The organism is Leifsonia sp. 10N434 (genome assembly GCF_056394405.1).
The window spans coordinates 380,292-395,394 of sequence record NZ_JBFTHV010000001.1; the positions used below are offsets into that span (position 1 = coordinate 380,292).

Annotated in this window: 13 protein-coding genes and 1 tRNA gene; 3 read left to right on the forward strand and 11 right to left on the reverse strand. The window is 69.5% G+C overall.

Annotation, left to right across the window (positions count from 1 at the left end; all coding sequences use genetic code 11):
- Positions 1–4: 4 nt before the first annotated feature.
- The 3 genes from AC1DB1_RS01760 to AC1DB1_RS01770 all read right to left on the reverse strand — a co-directional run bounded on the left by AC1DB1_RS01760 (position 5) and on the right by AC1DB1_RS01770 (position 3,884).
- Entirely contained in the window at positions 5–925 is a 921-nt protein-coding gene (locus AC1DB1_RS01760) for a sugar ABC transporter permease (RefSeq protein WP_477199559.1), read from the reverse strand.
- A complete protein-coding gene (locus tag AC1DB1_RS01765) occupies positions 925–2,523 on the reverse strand; it encodes an ABC transporter permease subunit (RefSeq protein WP_477199560.1) in 1,599 nt (532 codons plus the stop codon). The genes AC1DB1_RS01760 and AC1DB1_RS01765 overlap by 1 nt, the downstream gene beginning before the upstream one ends.
- Before the next feature lie 104 nt (positions 2,524–2,627).
- Positions 2,628–3,884, reverse strand: a complete 1,257-nt coding sequence (locus tag AC1DB1_RS01770) for a sugar ABC transporter substrate-binding protein (RefSeq protein ID WP_477199561.1) — start codon at positions 3,882–3,884, stop codon at positions 2,628–2,630.
- Positions 3,885–4,166: 282 nt separating this feature from the next.
- Here AC1DB1_RS01770 and AC1DB1_RS01775 point away from each other — a divergent pair, with 282 nt between their 5' ends.
- Complete coding sequence (locus AC1DB1_RS01775; RefSeq protein ID WP_271177144.1) at positions 4,167–5,207, forward strand: LacI family DNA-binding transcriptional regulator; 1,041 nt, start codon at positions 4,167–4,169, stop codon at positions 5,205–5,207.
- Between the two features lie 75 nt (positions 5,208–5,282).
- Positions 5,283–7,016, forward strand: coding sequence for a glycoside hydrolase family 13 protein (locus AC1DB1_RS01780; RefSeq protein ID WP_477200073.1), 1,734 nt, complete (start codon positions 5,283–5,285; stop codon positions 7,014–7,016).
- Positions 7,017–7,345: 329 nt separating this feature from the next.
- Here AC1DB1_RS01780 and AC1DB1_RS01785 read toward each other — a convergent pair whose 3' ends face one another.
- The 3 genes from AC1DB1_RS01785 to AC1DB1_RS01795 form a co-directional block, all read right to left on the reverse strand.
- On the reverse strand, positions 7,346–8,500 hold the full coding sequence (locus tag AC1DB1_RS01785; RefSeq protein WP_477199562.1) for a M23 family metallopeptidase: 1,155 nt from the start codon (positions 8,498–8,500) through the stop codon (positions 7,346–7,348).
- 141 nt (positions 8,501–8,641) lie between these two features.
- A complete protein-coding gene (locus AC1DB1_RS01790; RefSeq protein WP_477199563.1) occupies positions 8,642–9,454 on the reverse strand; it encodes an inositol monophosphatase family protein in 813 nt (270 codons plus the stop codon).
- Between the two features lie 78 nt (positions 9,455–9,532).
- Positions 9,533–9,614 (reverse strand) — tRNA-Tyr (locus AC1DB1_RS01795).
- Between the two features lie 235 nt (positions 9,615–9,849).
- Between AC1DB1_RS01795 and AC1DB1_RS01800 the strand changes: the two genes are divergently transcribed.
- Positions 9,850–10,425 (forward strand): ATP-dependent Clp protease proteolytic subunit, encoded by a 576-nt coding sequence (locus tag AC1DB1_RS01800; protein ID WP_271177025.1) that lies wholly within the window; start codon positions 9,850–9,852, stop codon positions 10,423–10,425.
- 10 nt (positions 10,426–10,435) lie between these two features.
- On the opposite strand, the gene AC1DB1_RS01805 is transcribed toward AC1DB1_RS01800, so the two are convergent.
- From AC1DB1_RS01805 to AC1DB1_RS01825, 5 genes are all read right to left on the reverse strand, one after another.
- Positions 10,436–10,873, reverse strand: coding sequence for a helix-turn-helix domain-containing protein (locus AC1DB1_RS01805; protein WP_477199564.1), 438 nt, complete (start codon positions 10,871–10,873; stop codon positions 10,436–10,438).
- 32 nt (positions 10,874–10,905) lie between these two features.
- Positions 10,906–12,339 carry an acyltransferase family protein gene (locus AC1DB1_RS01810; RefSeq protein WP_477199565.1) on the reverse strand — a complete coding sequence of 478 codons (1,434 nt, stop codon included), beginning with the start codon at positions 12,337–12,339 and terminating at the stop codon, positions 10,906–10,908.
- A 122-nt stretch (positions 12,340–12,461) separates the two neighbouring features.
- On the reverse strand, positions 12,462–13,133 hold the full coding sequence (locus AC1DB1_RS01815; RefSeq protein WP_271177022.1) for a response regulator: 672 nt from the start codon (positions 13,131–13,133) through the stop codon (positions 12,462–12,464).
- Positions 13,130–14,428, reverse strand: coding sequence for a sensor histidine kinase (locus AC1DB1_RS01820; RefSeq protein ID WP_477199566.1), 1,299 nt, complete (start codon positions 14,426–14,428; stop codon positions 13,130–13,132). The genes AC1DB1_RS01815 and AC1DB1_RS01820 overlap by 4 nt, the downstream gene beginning before the upstream one ends.
- The gene (locus AC1DB1_RS01825) at positions 14,429–15,061 is read right to left on the reverse strand and encodes a DedA family protein (RefSeq protein ID WP_477199567.1); all 633 of its coding nucleotides are present in this window, start codon (positions 15,059–15,061) and stop codon (positions 14,429–14,431) included.
- Between the last annotated feature and the right edge of the window lie 42 nt (positions 15,062–15,103).

A 15,103-nucleotide genomic window follows, 5' to 3' on the forward strand; every position in this document is an offset into this window, starting at 1 on the left:
GTCCCTACTTAACCGAACCTGCGGTCAAACCGCCAACGATGTATTTCTGAAGGGCGAGGAACACCACCATCACCGGGATGGCCGACAGCACGGCGCCGGCGGCGAAGATGCTCCAGTTGTTCGAGAACTCCTGCGACACGAACGAGTACAGTCCGACCGCCAGCGTCTGCGTGCTCGGGTCGTTGAGCACGACGCTCGCAATCACGTACTCGCTGGTGGAGCTGATGAACGACAGCAGTCCGACGACCGCCAGGATCGGCGCGACCAGCCGCAGGATGATCCCGAAGAAGATCTGCGCGTGGCTCGCGCCGTCGATCTTCGCTGCCTCGTCGATCGAGACCGACACGGAGCTGAAGAAGCCGTACATCAGGTACGTGTTCACCCCGAGGGCTCCGCCGAGATAGACCATGATCAGCCCGAGCTGGCTGCCGAGACCGAGCGCCGGGAAGACATCGGAGATCGCGGACAGCAGCAGGAAGATCGCGACCACGGCGAGGAACTGCGGGAACATCTGGATCAGCATGAGGCTGAGGAGTCCGAACCGGCGGCCGGAGAACCGCATCCGGGAGAACGCGTACGCGGCCATGGCACCGAGAAAGACGGTGGCGACCGCGGTCGTGAGACCGATGATCATCGTGTTGATGAACCACAGCCCGAACGGCTGGTCGGGGTTGGTGAACAGTGCGACGTAGTTGCTGCCGTCGACCGTGCGAAAGAGGTCGTTCGAGCCGACCAGCGACCCAGACGGGTTGAACGACGCCGACAGCACGTAGACCAGCGGGAAGACGGCCACGACGACCATGGCGATGGCCACGATGTGGCGCCATCCGGTGTCGCGGAACCAGCGGCCGAAGCGGAACGGCCGCGCCGAGGGTGTCGGACGACCGGACGCGGTCGTGCGGGAGGGAGCGGTGGTCACGGACATCAGTTGATCTCCTCGAGCGACTTCGTGCGGCGGAATGCGATCACCGAGATGACGCCGACCAGGATGAAGATCAGGATCGACAGCGCGCTGGCCAAGCCGTAGTCGCGAGCCCCTCCCGAACCGAACGCCACCTTGTAGACCATGGTGATCAGCAGGTCGGTCGACCCGATGTCGAAGGTCGTGTCGGTGAACCGCGGCCAGCCCTTCGTCAGCATGTAGATCGCATTGAAGTTGTTGAAGTTGAAGGCGAACGACGCGATCAGCAGTGGCGCGAGCGAGACGAGCAGCAGGGGCAGCTTGATCGACCGGAAGATGCGCCAGGCACGGGCGCCGTCGACCTTCGCCGCCTCGTCGACCTCCTGCGGCAGCGACTGCAGCGCGCCGAGGCAGACCAGGAACATGTAGGGGTAGCCGAGCCAGACGTTCACCAGCACCACGCTGAGACGCGCGAGCCACGGGTCGGTGAGCCACGGGATCTCCGCGCCACCGAACAGCACCTGGTTGATGAACCCGAACTGAGGGTTCAGGAGGCCGGCCCAGACCAGCCCGGAGAGGAACGGCGGGAACGCATACGGGAGGATGACGAGCACCCGGTAGAACTTCTTGCCGCGCAGCGACGGGTGGTTGAGCACTGTCGCGAGGAACAGACCGAGCGCGAACGAGAGCAGCACCGACAGGATGGCGAACGCGAAGGTCCACAGGATGACGCGCAGCAGCGGACCGGACAGCTGCGGGTTGGTGAACGCCTTCACGAAGTTGGCGAAGCCGACGTCGACCTTCCAGCCGGGGGTGAGCGCCTTTCCGCTCTCCGAGGCGAACGCGCCCTTGCCGTTGTCGGAGTAGACGACGCCGTTGCCGTCGACGAAGGTGTCGGTCTTGGCGTCGTACACGACATCGGACCTGAACACGTAGGCCGTGGTGGCGTCGTCGGTGCGGAGGAAGCCGTCTTGCGGATCGTCGGAGACCGGAACGCGCAGGTCCGCGATCGCCGACTGGTTGTCGAGCACCTCGGAGAGCTGCAGCGTCGTGTAACCGGGGACGTTGGTGGGATCGTCGACCGGGCTGAGCGGCTGATCCGTCGTGCCGATCGAGCTGACACCCTTCTCGTCGGTCGCGAGGAGGTACAGGGTGCCGTCCTTCTTGAGGACGTTCACCTGATAGACCGGAGAGTCGGGCACGCGCTTGGCGCCGGTCGACTCGATCGCGCTGATCGCATCCGACTTGGTGCTGTTGTGGCCGTCGCTGTAGTTCGTGAAGGCGACGTACCCGCTGAAGCCGATGACGAACACCTGGAAGACGAGCAGGAAGAACACGCCGGGGGTGAGGTACTTGGCCGGCAGGCGCTTGCCCGCCCCGATGTAGATCCAGTTGATGATGCCGGTGATGACCACGGTGATCGCGATCGGCACCCACATCTGCAGGCCGGCCATGATCAGGATGGCCCAGACGGCGAACGCGTCGAGGAGCCCGAGCAGCACGATCTTCACGACCAGGCCCAGGATGCCGCCCGACCGCCGTTCGCGGGGAGGCGGCAGCGGAGCATCCGTGGATGGCGGGGGGACGTCGAGCGTCGTCGCTCGCTCGTGCTGGATGGTCATCTGTTCCTCAGTGGCTCAGGCAGGACGGTGCTCCTGACAGGACGGGAGCGGAAGAGCCGGAGCCGGCACCTGGGTGCCGGCTCCGGCCGGGAGAGACGGGCGGGTCAGCCCTTGATCTTCGACTGGACGTTGGTGGCGGCCGTGTTCCACACGGTCGCGGGGTCACCGTCGCCCTTGATGAGCTGCAGCTCGGCGCCGCCCCAGTCGGCCCACACGGAGGCCATCTGCGGGATGGACGGCATCGGCACGCCGTTCAGGCCGATATCGCCGAACGACTTGATGTCGGCGTCGGTCGCGGCGACGGCGTCGTACGCCGTGGTCAGCGCCGGCGGACGGCCGCCGACCTTGTAGAGCTGCTCCTGCACGGCATCCGTGCCGAGGTAGTCGACCAGGAACTTGGTGGCCGCGACCTTGTTGGTGCTCTTGGAGCTGATGAAGAACGCATTCACGCCGAGGAACGGCTTGCCCTGCTTGCCACCGGCCGAGGGCACGGGGTCGATCGCGTACTTCACGCCGGCCGCCTTGATGGCGGGGACGTTCCACGGACCGGTCAGGTAGTACGGCGACTGGCCCTTCTCGAACGCGTCGAGGGCGATGTCACCGGTGATGTTGGCGTTCAGCACGCCCTCCTGGCCCCACTTCTTCACGGCGGTCGCGAACGCGACGCCGGCGGAGTCGCCGAGGGTCAGCTTGCTGGCGTCGTAGGTGCCGTCGGCCTTCTGGGCGAAGACGGACGATCCGAACGAGGTCTGCAGCGGGTACATGTGGTACGGGTCGCCCTGCTTCGGGTCGAGGCCGAGCAGGAACGGGTACTTCGACTTTCCGGCGGCGACCGACGCCTTGCCGGTGGCGATCAGGTTGTCGAAGCTGGTGGCCGCGGTGGGAGCGAGCGCCGTGTTGCGCAGCAGCGCGACGTTCTCGATCGAGTAGGGCAGGCCGTAGACGTTGCCCTCGTAGGTGACCGCCTGGATGGCGACCTTCGCGTAGTCGCTCTCCTTGCTGCCGAGCTGCAGCGGGGCGACGACGCCGTTCTGCACGTACGAGCCGAGCTTGTCGTGCGGCGAGACGATGATGTCGGGGCCCTTGCCGGTCGGGACCTGGCTGATGAAGTCCTGGTCGACCTTCGCGAAGTCCTTCACCGCGAGCTTCACCGTGATGCCGGTGTCCTTCTTGAACTTCGCCGCGACGTCCTTCAGGGCGGGTGCGCGCTGGGTGTCGACCCAGAGGGTGATGCTCTTGGAGCCGCTGGAGCTGTCGCCGGCGTTGCCGCCTCCGGCCGAGCATCCGGCGAGCGCTGTCGCCGCGACGGCTGTCGCCGCAACCGCGGCGATGCGCAACATCGATCGTTTGGTCACCGTCATTGGTGTGCCTTTCTGTGGTTGTGCCAGGGTCGAGGGCGTCGTCGACGCGTTCTGCGAGACCAGGAATTCCCTCGCTGTGATGCAAGCGTTTTCATTAATAGTCGACTTTGGACCCAATAGCAAACCCCCTTTTTTCGGGGATTTGGCGGGAGTTTCGGTTTGCAGCGGCGGCTCATACGCGTAGAGTGCTGTCGAATCATGGAAACGCTTGCAAGATCGAAGGGTGCCCGACGCGTGACCTCGCTAGGATCGATCGACGACATCGAGAACAGCGGGGTGGCAATGGCCGGCATCGAAGACGTCGCGCGCGCCGCGGGCGTGTCGACCGCCACGGTGTCCCGCGCGCTGAACGGCAACCCCCATGTGTCGGAGCCGACGCGCAAACGGGTGGCCGACGCTGCCGCCGCTCTCGGCTACGTCGTGTCGTCGAACGCGTCGAGCCTGGCATCCGGCCGCACCAAGAACATCGGCGCCGTCGTGCCGCACCTCAACCGCTGGTTCTTCTCCTCCGTGATCGAGGGCGCGGAGCGTGCGCTGCTGCGCCGCGGGTACGACCTCACCCTCTACAACCTGAGCGGCAGCGGGGACGAGCGCCGCACGGTGTTCGAGAACCACCTGCTGCGCAAGCGCGTGGATGCGGTGATCGCGGTCTCTCTCGAACTCACCGAGGCCGAGGTCGGCCGCCTGATCGCACTCGGCAAGCCGCTCGTCGGCGTCGGCGGCCCGCTGCCCGGCGTGCGCACGCTGACGATCGACGACCGCGCGGTCGCCAAGCTCGCGACGGACCACCTGATCGCGCTGGGGCATCGCCGCATCGCCCACATCGGCGGCGACAAGGAGTTCGATCTCGACTTCCACATCCCGACCAATCGGCGCATGGGCTACCAGCAGGCGCTCGATGAGGCCGGCATCCCGTTGCAGCCCGCCCTGTTCCAGACGGCGGACTTCACGATCGCGGGCGGCTACCGCGCGGCCAAGCAGCTGCTCGGCGCCCCGCGCGACCGGCCGACCGCGATCTTCGCCGCCTCCGACGAGATGGCGATCGGCAGCATCCTGGCCGCGCGCGATCTGGGGCTCTCCGTTCCGCGCGACATCTCGATCGCCGGGGTCGACGACCACGAACTCGCCGACTTCTTCCAGCTCACCACGGTCGCGCAGTTCCCCGACCGTCAGGGCGAGCTGGCCGTCGAGGTCCTGATGCAGGCCCTCGAACCCGCCCCGACACCGGATGCCCTACCCGAGCACGACGCGTCGGCCACGATCCCCGTTCCGTATCAGCTCGTCGTGCGCAACAGCACGTCGCGACCCCTCGACACAGCCTGAGCGTTCGCTTGACGCAGTCATGAACTGCGCGGCTATTGTCGATTCATCCCCACCCCCGAGAGACAGGCGACCACCATCTCCAGCTCCGATTCCCCGCGTGCTTTCACCCCGATCTCGCACACCCCCGGCACCCCCGGCCGTGAGTGGTGGCGATCGGCCGTCATCTACCAGGTGTATCCGCGCTCGTTCGCGGACGCCGACGGAGACGGCATCGGCGACCTCCCCGGCATCACGCGCCGCCTCCCCGCCCTGCGCACTCTGGGCGTCGACGCCGTGTGGCTGTCGCCGTTCCAGACGTCTCCGCAGCGCGACGCCGGCTACGACGTGGCCGACTACCGCGACGTGGACCCGCTGTTCGGCACGCTCGCCGACTTCGACGTGATGCTCGAGACGGCGCACGGCCTCGGCCTGCGTGTGATCATCGACCTGGTCCCGAACCACACGTCGAGCGATCACGCCTGGTTCCAGGAGGCGCTGGCCGCCGGGCCGGGCAGCCCGGAGCGCGAGCGGTACCTGTTCCGCGACGGCAAGGGCCCGGACGGGTCGCTGCCGCCGAACAACTGGGAGTCGATCTTCGGCGGCGCCGCGTGGTCGCGCGTGACCGAGCCCGACGGCACCCCCGGCCAGTGGTACCTGCACCTGTTCGACTCGTCGCAGCCCGACCTGAACTGGAACAACCCGTGGGTGTGGGAGCAGTTCCGCGGCATCCTGCGCTTCTGGCTCGACCGCGGTGTCGACGGCTTCCGCGTGGACGTGGCGCACGGCATGGTGAAGGAGGACGGCCTCCCCGACTACACGCCGCCGGAGCACCAGGGCAGCATGGGCGGTGGCGGCGTCGCGCTCGAACCCGAGATCGGCGCGGACGCCTCGATCGAGCCGTCCACTCCGCCGTACTGGGCACAGGATGGTGTGCACGCGATCTACCGCGACTGGCACGAACTGCTCGAGGAGTACGAGGGCGATCGCGTGCTGTGCGGCGAGGCCTGGGTCGAGCCGCTCGAGAAGCTGGCCCTCTGGGTGCGACCCGACGAGATGCAGCAGACGTTCAACTTCGGCTACCTCGAGACGCCCTGGGATGCCGCAGCGCTCCGCCACGTGATCGACCGCTCGATCGAGGTGTTCGGCAGTGTCGGCGCCCCGAGCACCTGGGTGCTCTCGAACCACGACGTCGTGCGGCACGCCACGCGCCTCGCCCTCACCACCGAGAACCTGCAGGGCCACGGGCTCGGCCCGAAGTCGACCGGGATCCCGGACACCGCCTTCGCGCTGCACCGGGCGCGCGCGGCGACGGCCCTGATGCTGGCCCTGCCCGGCTCCGCCTACCTCTACCAGGGCGAGGAGCTCGGCCTCCCCGAGGTCATCGACCTCCCCGACTCCGCCCGGCAGGACCCGACCTGGTTCCGCACGAACGGCGAGCGCTACGGCCGCGACGGCTGCCGGGTGCCGATCCCGTGGGAGTCGGCCGCGCCGTCGTACGGGTTCGGCCCGAGCGACTCGAGCTGGCTGCCGCAGCCGTCGTCGTGGGCGTCGTACGCCCGCGACGTGCAGGAGGGCGTGCCCGGATCGACGCTGAGCATGTACGAGGAGGCGCTGGCCGCCCGCAGTGCGAACGACCTCGCGTTCGGCGAGCTCGAGTGGCTGTCGCTCGGCGCCGATGTGATCGCATTCCGCAACGGGAATGTGACCGTCGTGACGAACCTCGGCGAGACGCTGATCCCGCTTCCGGAGGGCGAGGTGCTGCTCGTCAGCGGCGCGCTCGACCATAACGCCATCCCGCAGGACGTCACCGTCTGGCTCACCGCCGCCTGAAGCGCGCCCGCGCCGCTCGCGGGCGAGCGCTCCGCTCGCACTCGAGCGCTCCGCTCGCCCGCGCGTCCGTTTGCTCACCCATTTCGTCGAGTCGGGGATTAATCACGCGCATCCGCCGAAAGGTGTGATTAATCCCCGACTCGCGTAACGGCGTCGCGCGCGTCGCGCGCGTCGCGCGCGCGCGCGTCCGTTCGCTCACCCATCTCGTCGAGTCGGGGATTAAGCACGCGCATCCGCCGATCGGCGTGCTTAATCCCCGACTCGCGTACAGGCGCCGAGGGGCAGCGAGGGGCGCCGACAGGCGCCGGGGCGCGCGGCGGGCGCCGCGGCTAGGAGGCGTTGGCTTTGAGCCAGGCGTAGGGGTCGGTGTGCTCGGTGCCGTTGAGCAGGATCTCGAAGTGCAGGTGCGCTCCCGTGGAGATGCCGGTGTTGCCGACGAGCCCCACGATGTCGGCGACCTTCACCGCCTGACCGACGGCGACCCGCACCGAGCCCGGCATCATGTGGCAGTACTTGCTCGCCACGAGCGCTCCGCCGATCATGTGGTCGATGGTGACGTTGACGCCGCATCCGCCGTTGTCAGAGGGCACGACCTCCCGCACGACGCCGTCGGCGATGATCTGGATCGGGACGCCCATGCCTGGCGCGAAGTCGATTCCGGGATGGTTCGTCGATGCGCCCTCGGTCGGGGCGACGCGCGGACCGTACCAGTCCGAGATCGGGACGCCGATGGCGAAGGGCCACTGCACCGCACCGCGCGGGTTGTTGGTGAAGGTGTCCGCGATGCGCATGTGACTGGTCGCGGAGACCTGCTCGGCTGACGTCACATCGGCGCCGTCCCGGATGATCGACGCCACTTCGCCGCCCACCGCATCGGCCATGGCCTGCGGCTCGACCGCGGCTGCCGGAGCGAGCTGTTGCTGCAGAACCTGGGCGCGCACGTCACCCTCGCTGAGGAGGGCCATCGCCGGCACCGAGGTCGCGACGGCCATCGCGACGGCGAAGGTCATCGCGAGCAGGCTGAAGCCCTTGGCGACGGCGGACTTCCGGCGGACGACCGGCTTCCTGCGCGCCGCGCGCGGGACGGAGGGCGCGGCGGTCATCGCGCGGGCCCGATCAGCGGGACGCGGTGAATGGTCGGCCGGGGCGAGTTCGGGATGCGCGGCCTCCTCGGCCCGCTCGACCTTCGCGCCCTTCGCGACCTGCGCGGCCTCCTCGGCCCGCTCGACCTTCGCGCCCCTTCCGACCTGCGCTGCCTCGTCGGCGCGCCCGCCCTTCGCGCCCATCCGTGCCTTCGCGGCCTCCTCGGCGCGCTCGCGTTCGCGCAGCTCGCGCCGCGTCAACGGCTGAGCCGCCACATCCCACGCAGCCGCCGCATCCGCCGCAGCCACTACAGACGCGGCATCCACCGCAACCAGCCGCGGGGTCGCCGGCCCGCCGAGCGGGCGCACAGCGGCGCCCTCATCCTGGCGGTCGGGAGTCAACGGTCGGGTCGGCTTTCGATCAGTCTCGGGGACGATGCGGGTGGACGGGCGGACCCGGCCTCACAGCGCATCGAAGATAACGAATTCATAAACCCTACCGAATCGCGGGCCCAACGTATGAATTCGCATAGAGAGCGCGCGTTAATCCCAGCCGGCGTACAGCTTCTGGATCACCGGGTCGAGCTGCGCGAACAGTCCGGGCTCGGCGGCCACCAGCAGGTCGCTCCCCTCGCGCGCATCGCCGAGGCCGCCGACCGTCGCGCCCGCCTCGCGTGCGATCAGCGCACCGGCCGCGTGATCCCACGGGTTCAGCCCGCGCTCGAAGTACGCGTCGAGCCGGCCGGCGGCGACGGCGCAGAGGTCGAGGGAGGCCGCCCCGATCCGGCGGATGTCGCGCACCTGCCCGATGAGCTCCGTCACGATCGCGGCCTGGCGGCGGCGCTTCTCGGCGTCGTAGCCGAATCCGGTCCCCACCAGGGCGAGCTCGAGTTGCGTGCCCGGCTTCACGTGAAGGGCGTGCCCGTTGAGCCGGGCGCCGCCGCCTTCGAACGCGGTGAACGCCTCCCCTGCGGCCGGGTTCACGACGGCCCCGGCAAGCGTGCGCCAGGTCGCCGGATCGGGGTCGCCCTCGACCACGGCGACACTCACCGCCCACGACGGGATGTCGTAGAAGTAGTTGACGGTGCCGTCGATCGGATCGACGACCCACGTGAGGCCGCTGGTCCCGGTTGCACCGCCCGACTCCTCCCCGAAGAAGCCGTCGTTCGGACGCGACGCCGCGATGGCGTCCCGGATGAGCTGCTCGGACTCGCGATCCGCGCGGGTCACGATGTCGCTGAGCGACGACTTGGAGGCGGCGACCTCCACGCCGTCTGCTCGCCGCTGCCGGGCGAGGTCCGCGGCGCGGCGCGCGATCGTGAGGGCGATGTCGGCGAGTTCGGCGTTGTACGGCATGCCCCCAGCCTGACAGACGACCGACAGCAGACGCAGAAAGGGACTCAGCTCACAGAGCTGAGTCCCTTTCGTGGCGGGTGGCGAGTGAGGGATTCGAACCCCCGAAGGCTACGCCGGCTGATTTACAGTCAGATCCCTTTGGCCGCTTGGGTAACTCGCCAAGGCGCTCCCGACCACCAGTGTTCTGGTGACCGAAGGCGCTCGACAAGGATACTCATCGAATGCTCCGACGCGAAATCAGCGAGCGCCCAGGATGCTCCGGCGGTCATGTCTGCCGATGGCAGATTCGCGCTCGGCAGACGAGCGGCCTCCCGACGTCTCCGCGTTCGCACAATGGGACCACCGATCGCGCTGCCTGCGCGGGAACGGCTCTCAGCACCGACACGGAGGTCATCATGGACACCGCAACGACCGCACCCGATCAGCTCATCTTCAAACGACTGCTCGAAGAGCGCATCGTCTTCCTCGGATCCGAGGTGACGGACGAGTCGGCGAACGAGATCTGCGCGCAGCTCCTCATCCTCAACTCGATCTCGCCCGACCGCGACATCTACCTCTACATCAACTCCCCCGGCGGCTCGATCACCGCCGGGTTCGCCATCTACGACACGATGAACTTCGTGCAGGCCGACGTCGCGACCGTCGCCCTCGGCTTCGCGGCGTCGATGGGGCAGTTCCTGCTCTCCTCGGGAACCGTCGGCAAGCGCTACGCCCTCCCCAACGCCAGCGTCGTGATGCACCAGCCGCACGGCGGCTTCGGCGGCACCTCCGCGGACATCCAGACCCAGGCGAAGCAGATCCTGCATTTCAAGCACCGGATGGCGGAGCTCACGAGCGCGCAGACGGGCAAGCCGGTCGACCAGATCGTCGAAGACGGCGACCGCGACCGCTGGTTCACCGCCGACGAGGCGCTGGACTACGGATTCGTCGACCACGTCGTCGGCTCGACGACCGCGCTCCCCCGGAGCTGAGGTGGGCGCCTCAGGCGGCGAGCAGCTGCGCGTCGAAGGTCGAACGACGACCGGATACCGTGCGATGCTCTGGCTCGCGGGCACCGAGTTCGACGATGCGGGCTGGGGCTTCGACACGGGCGGGGGTGTCGACGCGCAACGGGGCGCCGACCCGCGGCGCCTCGACGCGCGACGGCGTCTCGACGAGTCGCAATCCGGTTGCAGCGGGGCGCCCATCCGTCAGCCCTGCGTACTCCCCGGCGACGCGAGCGAGCAGTTCACGCTCGGTGATCTCGAGCACCCGGCACAGCGTCGCGAGGATCTCGGACGACGCCTCCTTGCGGCCTCGCTCCACTTCCGACAGGTAGGGGACGGAGATCCTCGAGGACTCCGAGAGCTGGCGCAGCGTGGTCCCCCGCTCGAGACGGCGGCGGCGCAGCACCGAGCCGATGGCTTGTCGCAGCAGCATGGGATCTCCTCACGGTCGCTGTGGGGGCCAGCCTAGGCCGTGCGCTCGCGAACCGCCCATGGCATCCGGCGGTTCTGCTCTGGGCAGAATCGCACCATCCGGGTCGCCGCCAGCAGCAGCGCCAGCCCGGCCACTCCGCCGGCGAGCGAGTATCCGGTCACGAGGATGATCAGCACGCCACCGGATGCGGCCGCCGCCGCGAGAAACGGTCGCAGGCGCAGGCTCAGGCTCCCCGGCGAGGCGGGCGTCCCTGTCGACACGGCCACCGTCTGCCCGGCCACCGTCCGCCCGGCCCTCGGCCGCCCGGCCTCCGACCGCCCAGCGATCGCCACCACTCCGGCGACGCTCACCGCGACCGCCGCGAGCCACAGCGGCCGGGTCATCCACCAGTCCACCATCAACGGGACCGGCAACCGCGCCCCCGACAGCAGCAGCAGCGCCGCGAGCGCGATCAGCACGAGCATGTGCCAGAGGTAGATGGTCATGGCGCGCGCGTTCATCGCGGACACCGCACGGACGAGCATCCGGATGCCCGCGAGCCGCTGCAGCGCAGGGCGCACCAGCGCGAAGACCGCGAGCTGCGCGAGGCCGAGCAGCACCAGGGCGAGCGTCGGCGGGTTGAGGTTCGCCAGCATGTCGAACGAGTACACGCCGGTCGCCGCCAGCACGAACAAGACGGTGAGGGAGCCGACCGCCACTCCGCTGAGAGCCGGGCGAGACAGGCCCGACACACGCCCGGAGGCGAGCCAGAAGCCGAGCTGCTGCACGAGGAGCCAGACGAAGAGCAGGTTCGCGAACCCGACGGCCGTGATCCCCGTGCTCGATCGCACCACATCCACGGCGATGACGAGCGCGGCGAGGGCTGCCACCGTGGCGAGCGGTGCACGCCGATGCGCCGCGTACAGGGCGGGCACGAACGCCGTGCACAGGATGTACACCCCGAGGAACCAAAGGGGCTGGCTGAGCCGGAAACCCGCCGTCGCAACGATGTCGCGCGGAACGCCTCCGAGCGTGAGAGCCGCCAGGGCGACGACCACCGCCCCCACGGCCGTCACCGCCGGTACGACGAGGCGCCGCATCCGCAGGGCGACGTACTCGCCCGCTCCGACACCGCGCTCGCGCATCCGGCCCCAGTGCATGAAGCTCGAGAACCCGCCGAGCACCACGAAGAGCGGCATGATCTGCGCCAGCCAGGTGAACGGGGCCAGCCACGGCCAGTGCTCGAGAGCGTTGGCGAGAACCGGTCCGCTCGCTCCGACGCTGACGCCGACCATGAGGGCATGCAGTCCGACCACGACGGTGAGGCACCAGGCCCGCGCGATGTCGACCGTGACGTCACGAGTTCCAGCCGGTCCCGCCGGCCGGCTGCCCGTCGTCGCGACGCGAGCACTCGGCCCCGCACCGCGAGCGCTCGGCCCCGCACCGCGGATGCTCGGCGCCGCTTCGGGCAGGATCGCTGTCGACATGCTGTGCTCCCTCCGGCGCGACCCGGATGGCCGGCCGCAGGAAGCATCCCAACGCGACGTCGCCCGCGGCATCGCTCCGCGGAGCGAACCGGACCCCTACCGCCGTAGGGGTTCCGGGGCGGTCAGGAGGCGGGCTCGACGAGTCCGGCGTCGAACGCCAGGATCACCGCATGCACGCGGTCGCGCAGCCCGAGCTTGGTGAAGATGCGGCTGACGTGGGTCTTGACCGTCTGCTCGGCGATGAACAGCCGGCCGGCGATCTCGCCGTTCGAGAATCCGCGCCCGATCAGCACCAGGATCTCGTGCTCGCGTTCGGTGAGACCGGCCAGCGCGAGCGCGTGACGATTCGTCGGCGGCCGCTGGGCGGCGAAGCGTTCGAGCAGCCGTTTGGTCACACGCGGCGCGAGCAGGGCATCCCCGGCCGCCACGATCCGCACGGCCTGCACCAGATCGTCGGGCAGCGCATCCTTGAGCAGGAATCCGCTCGCTCCGGCCGTCAGGGCGTCGTGAACGTAGTCGTCCACGTCGAAGGTCGTGAGCACCAGGACCAGAGGCGTGTACGGCTCCCCGCGACTCGGATGCACGAGCTCCCTGGTGGCGTCGATGCCGTTCATCACGGGCATCCGAACGTCCATGAGCACGACGTCGGGCCGCAGCCGCCGCGCCTGCTCGATCGCCTCGGCGCCGTCGGCGACCTGACCGACGACGCGGATGTCCTCTTGAGCGTCGAGGATGGCGGCGAAGCCGGCGCGCACCATGGCCTGGTCGTCCGCGATCAGCACCGTGATGGTCATGCGGTCCCTTCCGGGTCGCCGCCGAAGCCCTCCGCCGGAGCGGACGGGTCGGCCTGCGCGGCCGATTCGGCCCGCGCACCCCGCGCGACGGCCAGCGGGAGCGACGCGCGCACCACGAAGCCGCCGTCCACCGTCCGTTCCGCCTCCAGCGTGCCGCCCAGCAGCACCGCCCGCTCGCGCATGCCCCGGATGCCGTGACCACCCGTGTCCGGAGCGGGAGCCGCCGATGGTCGTCCGGTCGCCGCCTCGTTGCGAACCTCGACGTCGATCCTTCGATCGCGCCGGTCGATCACGACCGCTGTGCGCGCCCCGGTCGAGTGCCGTGCGACGTTGCTCAGCGACTCCTGCACGATGCGGTAGACCGTGAGCGAGACCGCGGGATCGAGCGGCGCGTTCGGACCCGGAGCGTGGTTCTCGAGCGTCGTCGGCGTGCCGGCGCGAACGGCGCGGTTCACCAGCGCCGGCACGTCGGCGACCGACGGCTGCGGCGCCGTCTCGGCCGCGGCATCCTCACTGCGGAGCACGCCGAGCAGCCGTCGCATCTCGCCCATCGCGGTGCGGGCCGTCGCGGCGAGGTCGTCGAACTCGGCCGCCGCCTCCTCGCTGAGCGACGGCAAACGGTACTTGGCCGACGACGCCTGCACCTGGATCGCCGACATCCCGTGCGCCACGACGTCGTGCAGCTCCCGCGCGATCCGGGTTCGTTCCTCTGCGATCTCGCGTCGCGCGAGTTCGGAGGCCGAGACCTGCCGTTCGCGTGCGAGCTGGGCGCGCACCGCCTGCCACCGGGTGACGAGCACGCCGGCGATCAGCACCGCGCCGGCGATCGACGCGAACACGATGAGGTCGGCAGTGGCATCGTTCGCCGTCACGGATGCCCGCAGCGGCGTCAACGCGACGACGAGCGCGCCCACGACCCCCGCCGCCCAGCCGGTGAGACCGACCAGCCACGACGAGCGCACCGTCGCGATCAGCACGACAAGCGCCTGAGCGATCATGGTCGTTACGGCGACAGGCCACGGGCTGGTCCCATCGGCCGACGAGACGATCGCGAACCCGATGACGGCCGCGACCGACAGCGCCATCGCAACGCGAGGGATCACGATCGCCAGCACGATCGACGCCGACTGGGCCAGGGCCAGCACGAGGGCCAGGGCCACCGGGATGCCCGCGATGGTCGACCCGAGCGACCAGCCGAGGGCCAGCAGGACGACCGCGGCCGTGCTGCCCGCTCCCCAGAGGAGCACCAGCGCAGGGTCGAGCCGCTGCCGCGCGGGAACCGCTTGCGTGACCATCTACTCCACCTCCCCTGCGACGAGTTCGCGAGCGCTGTCGCGCCGCTGCGCGACCATCCGGATGACGGCGTCGATCACGACGCCGGTCACGAGGCCGAGCGCGACGCCCACGAGCATCCCGAGCACGGGGTTGCCGTGGAGCCACTGCCCCGCGAGCAGTCCCACCGTAACGGAGTAGACGGACCAGGTGATGCCCGCGAGCACCGACAATCCGAAGAATCGGGCGCGGGAGAACCCCGATGCGCCCGCGACGAGGTTCACGGCGACCCGGCCGATCGGCACGTAGCGGGCCGTCAGCAGCAGCACGGCGGCGCGGCGGTCGAGGCCGCGGTGCGCGGCGTCGAGGGCCGCCCGCATCCGGCGCCGGCGCATCCAGGCGAAGCGGTCGAGGCCGACCAGGCGGCCGATCGTGAAGGTGAGGTTGTCGCCGAGGATCGCCCCCGCTGCGGCGCACGCGACCACGAGCGCGATGTTGGGCTGCCCGACCGAGATGCTGGCGGCGGCCGCGGCGATGACCACGGTCTCGCTCGGCACAGGCGGGAAGAAGGCGTCGACGAACACGACCGCGATCACCACCAGGTAGACCCACGGCGATGTCGCTGCCTGCACGATGAACTCGTTGACGGCGTCCACGGCCGCCTCCCGTCTCGAAGAAGTGCGAAGCGACCGGATGCC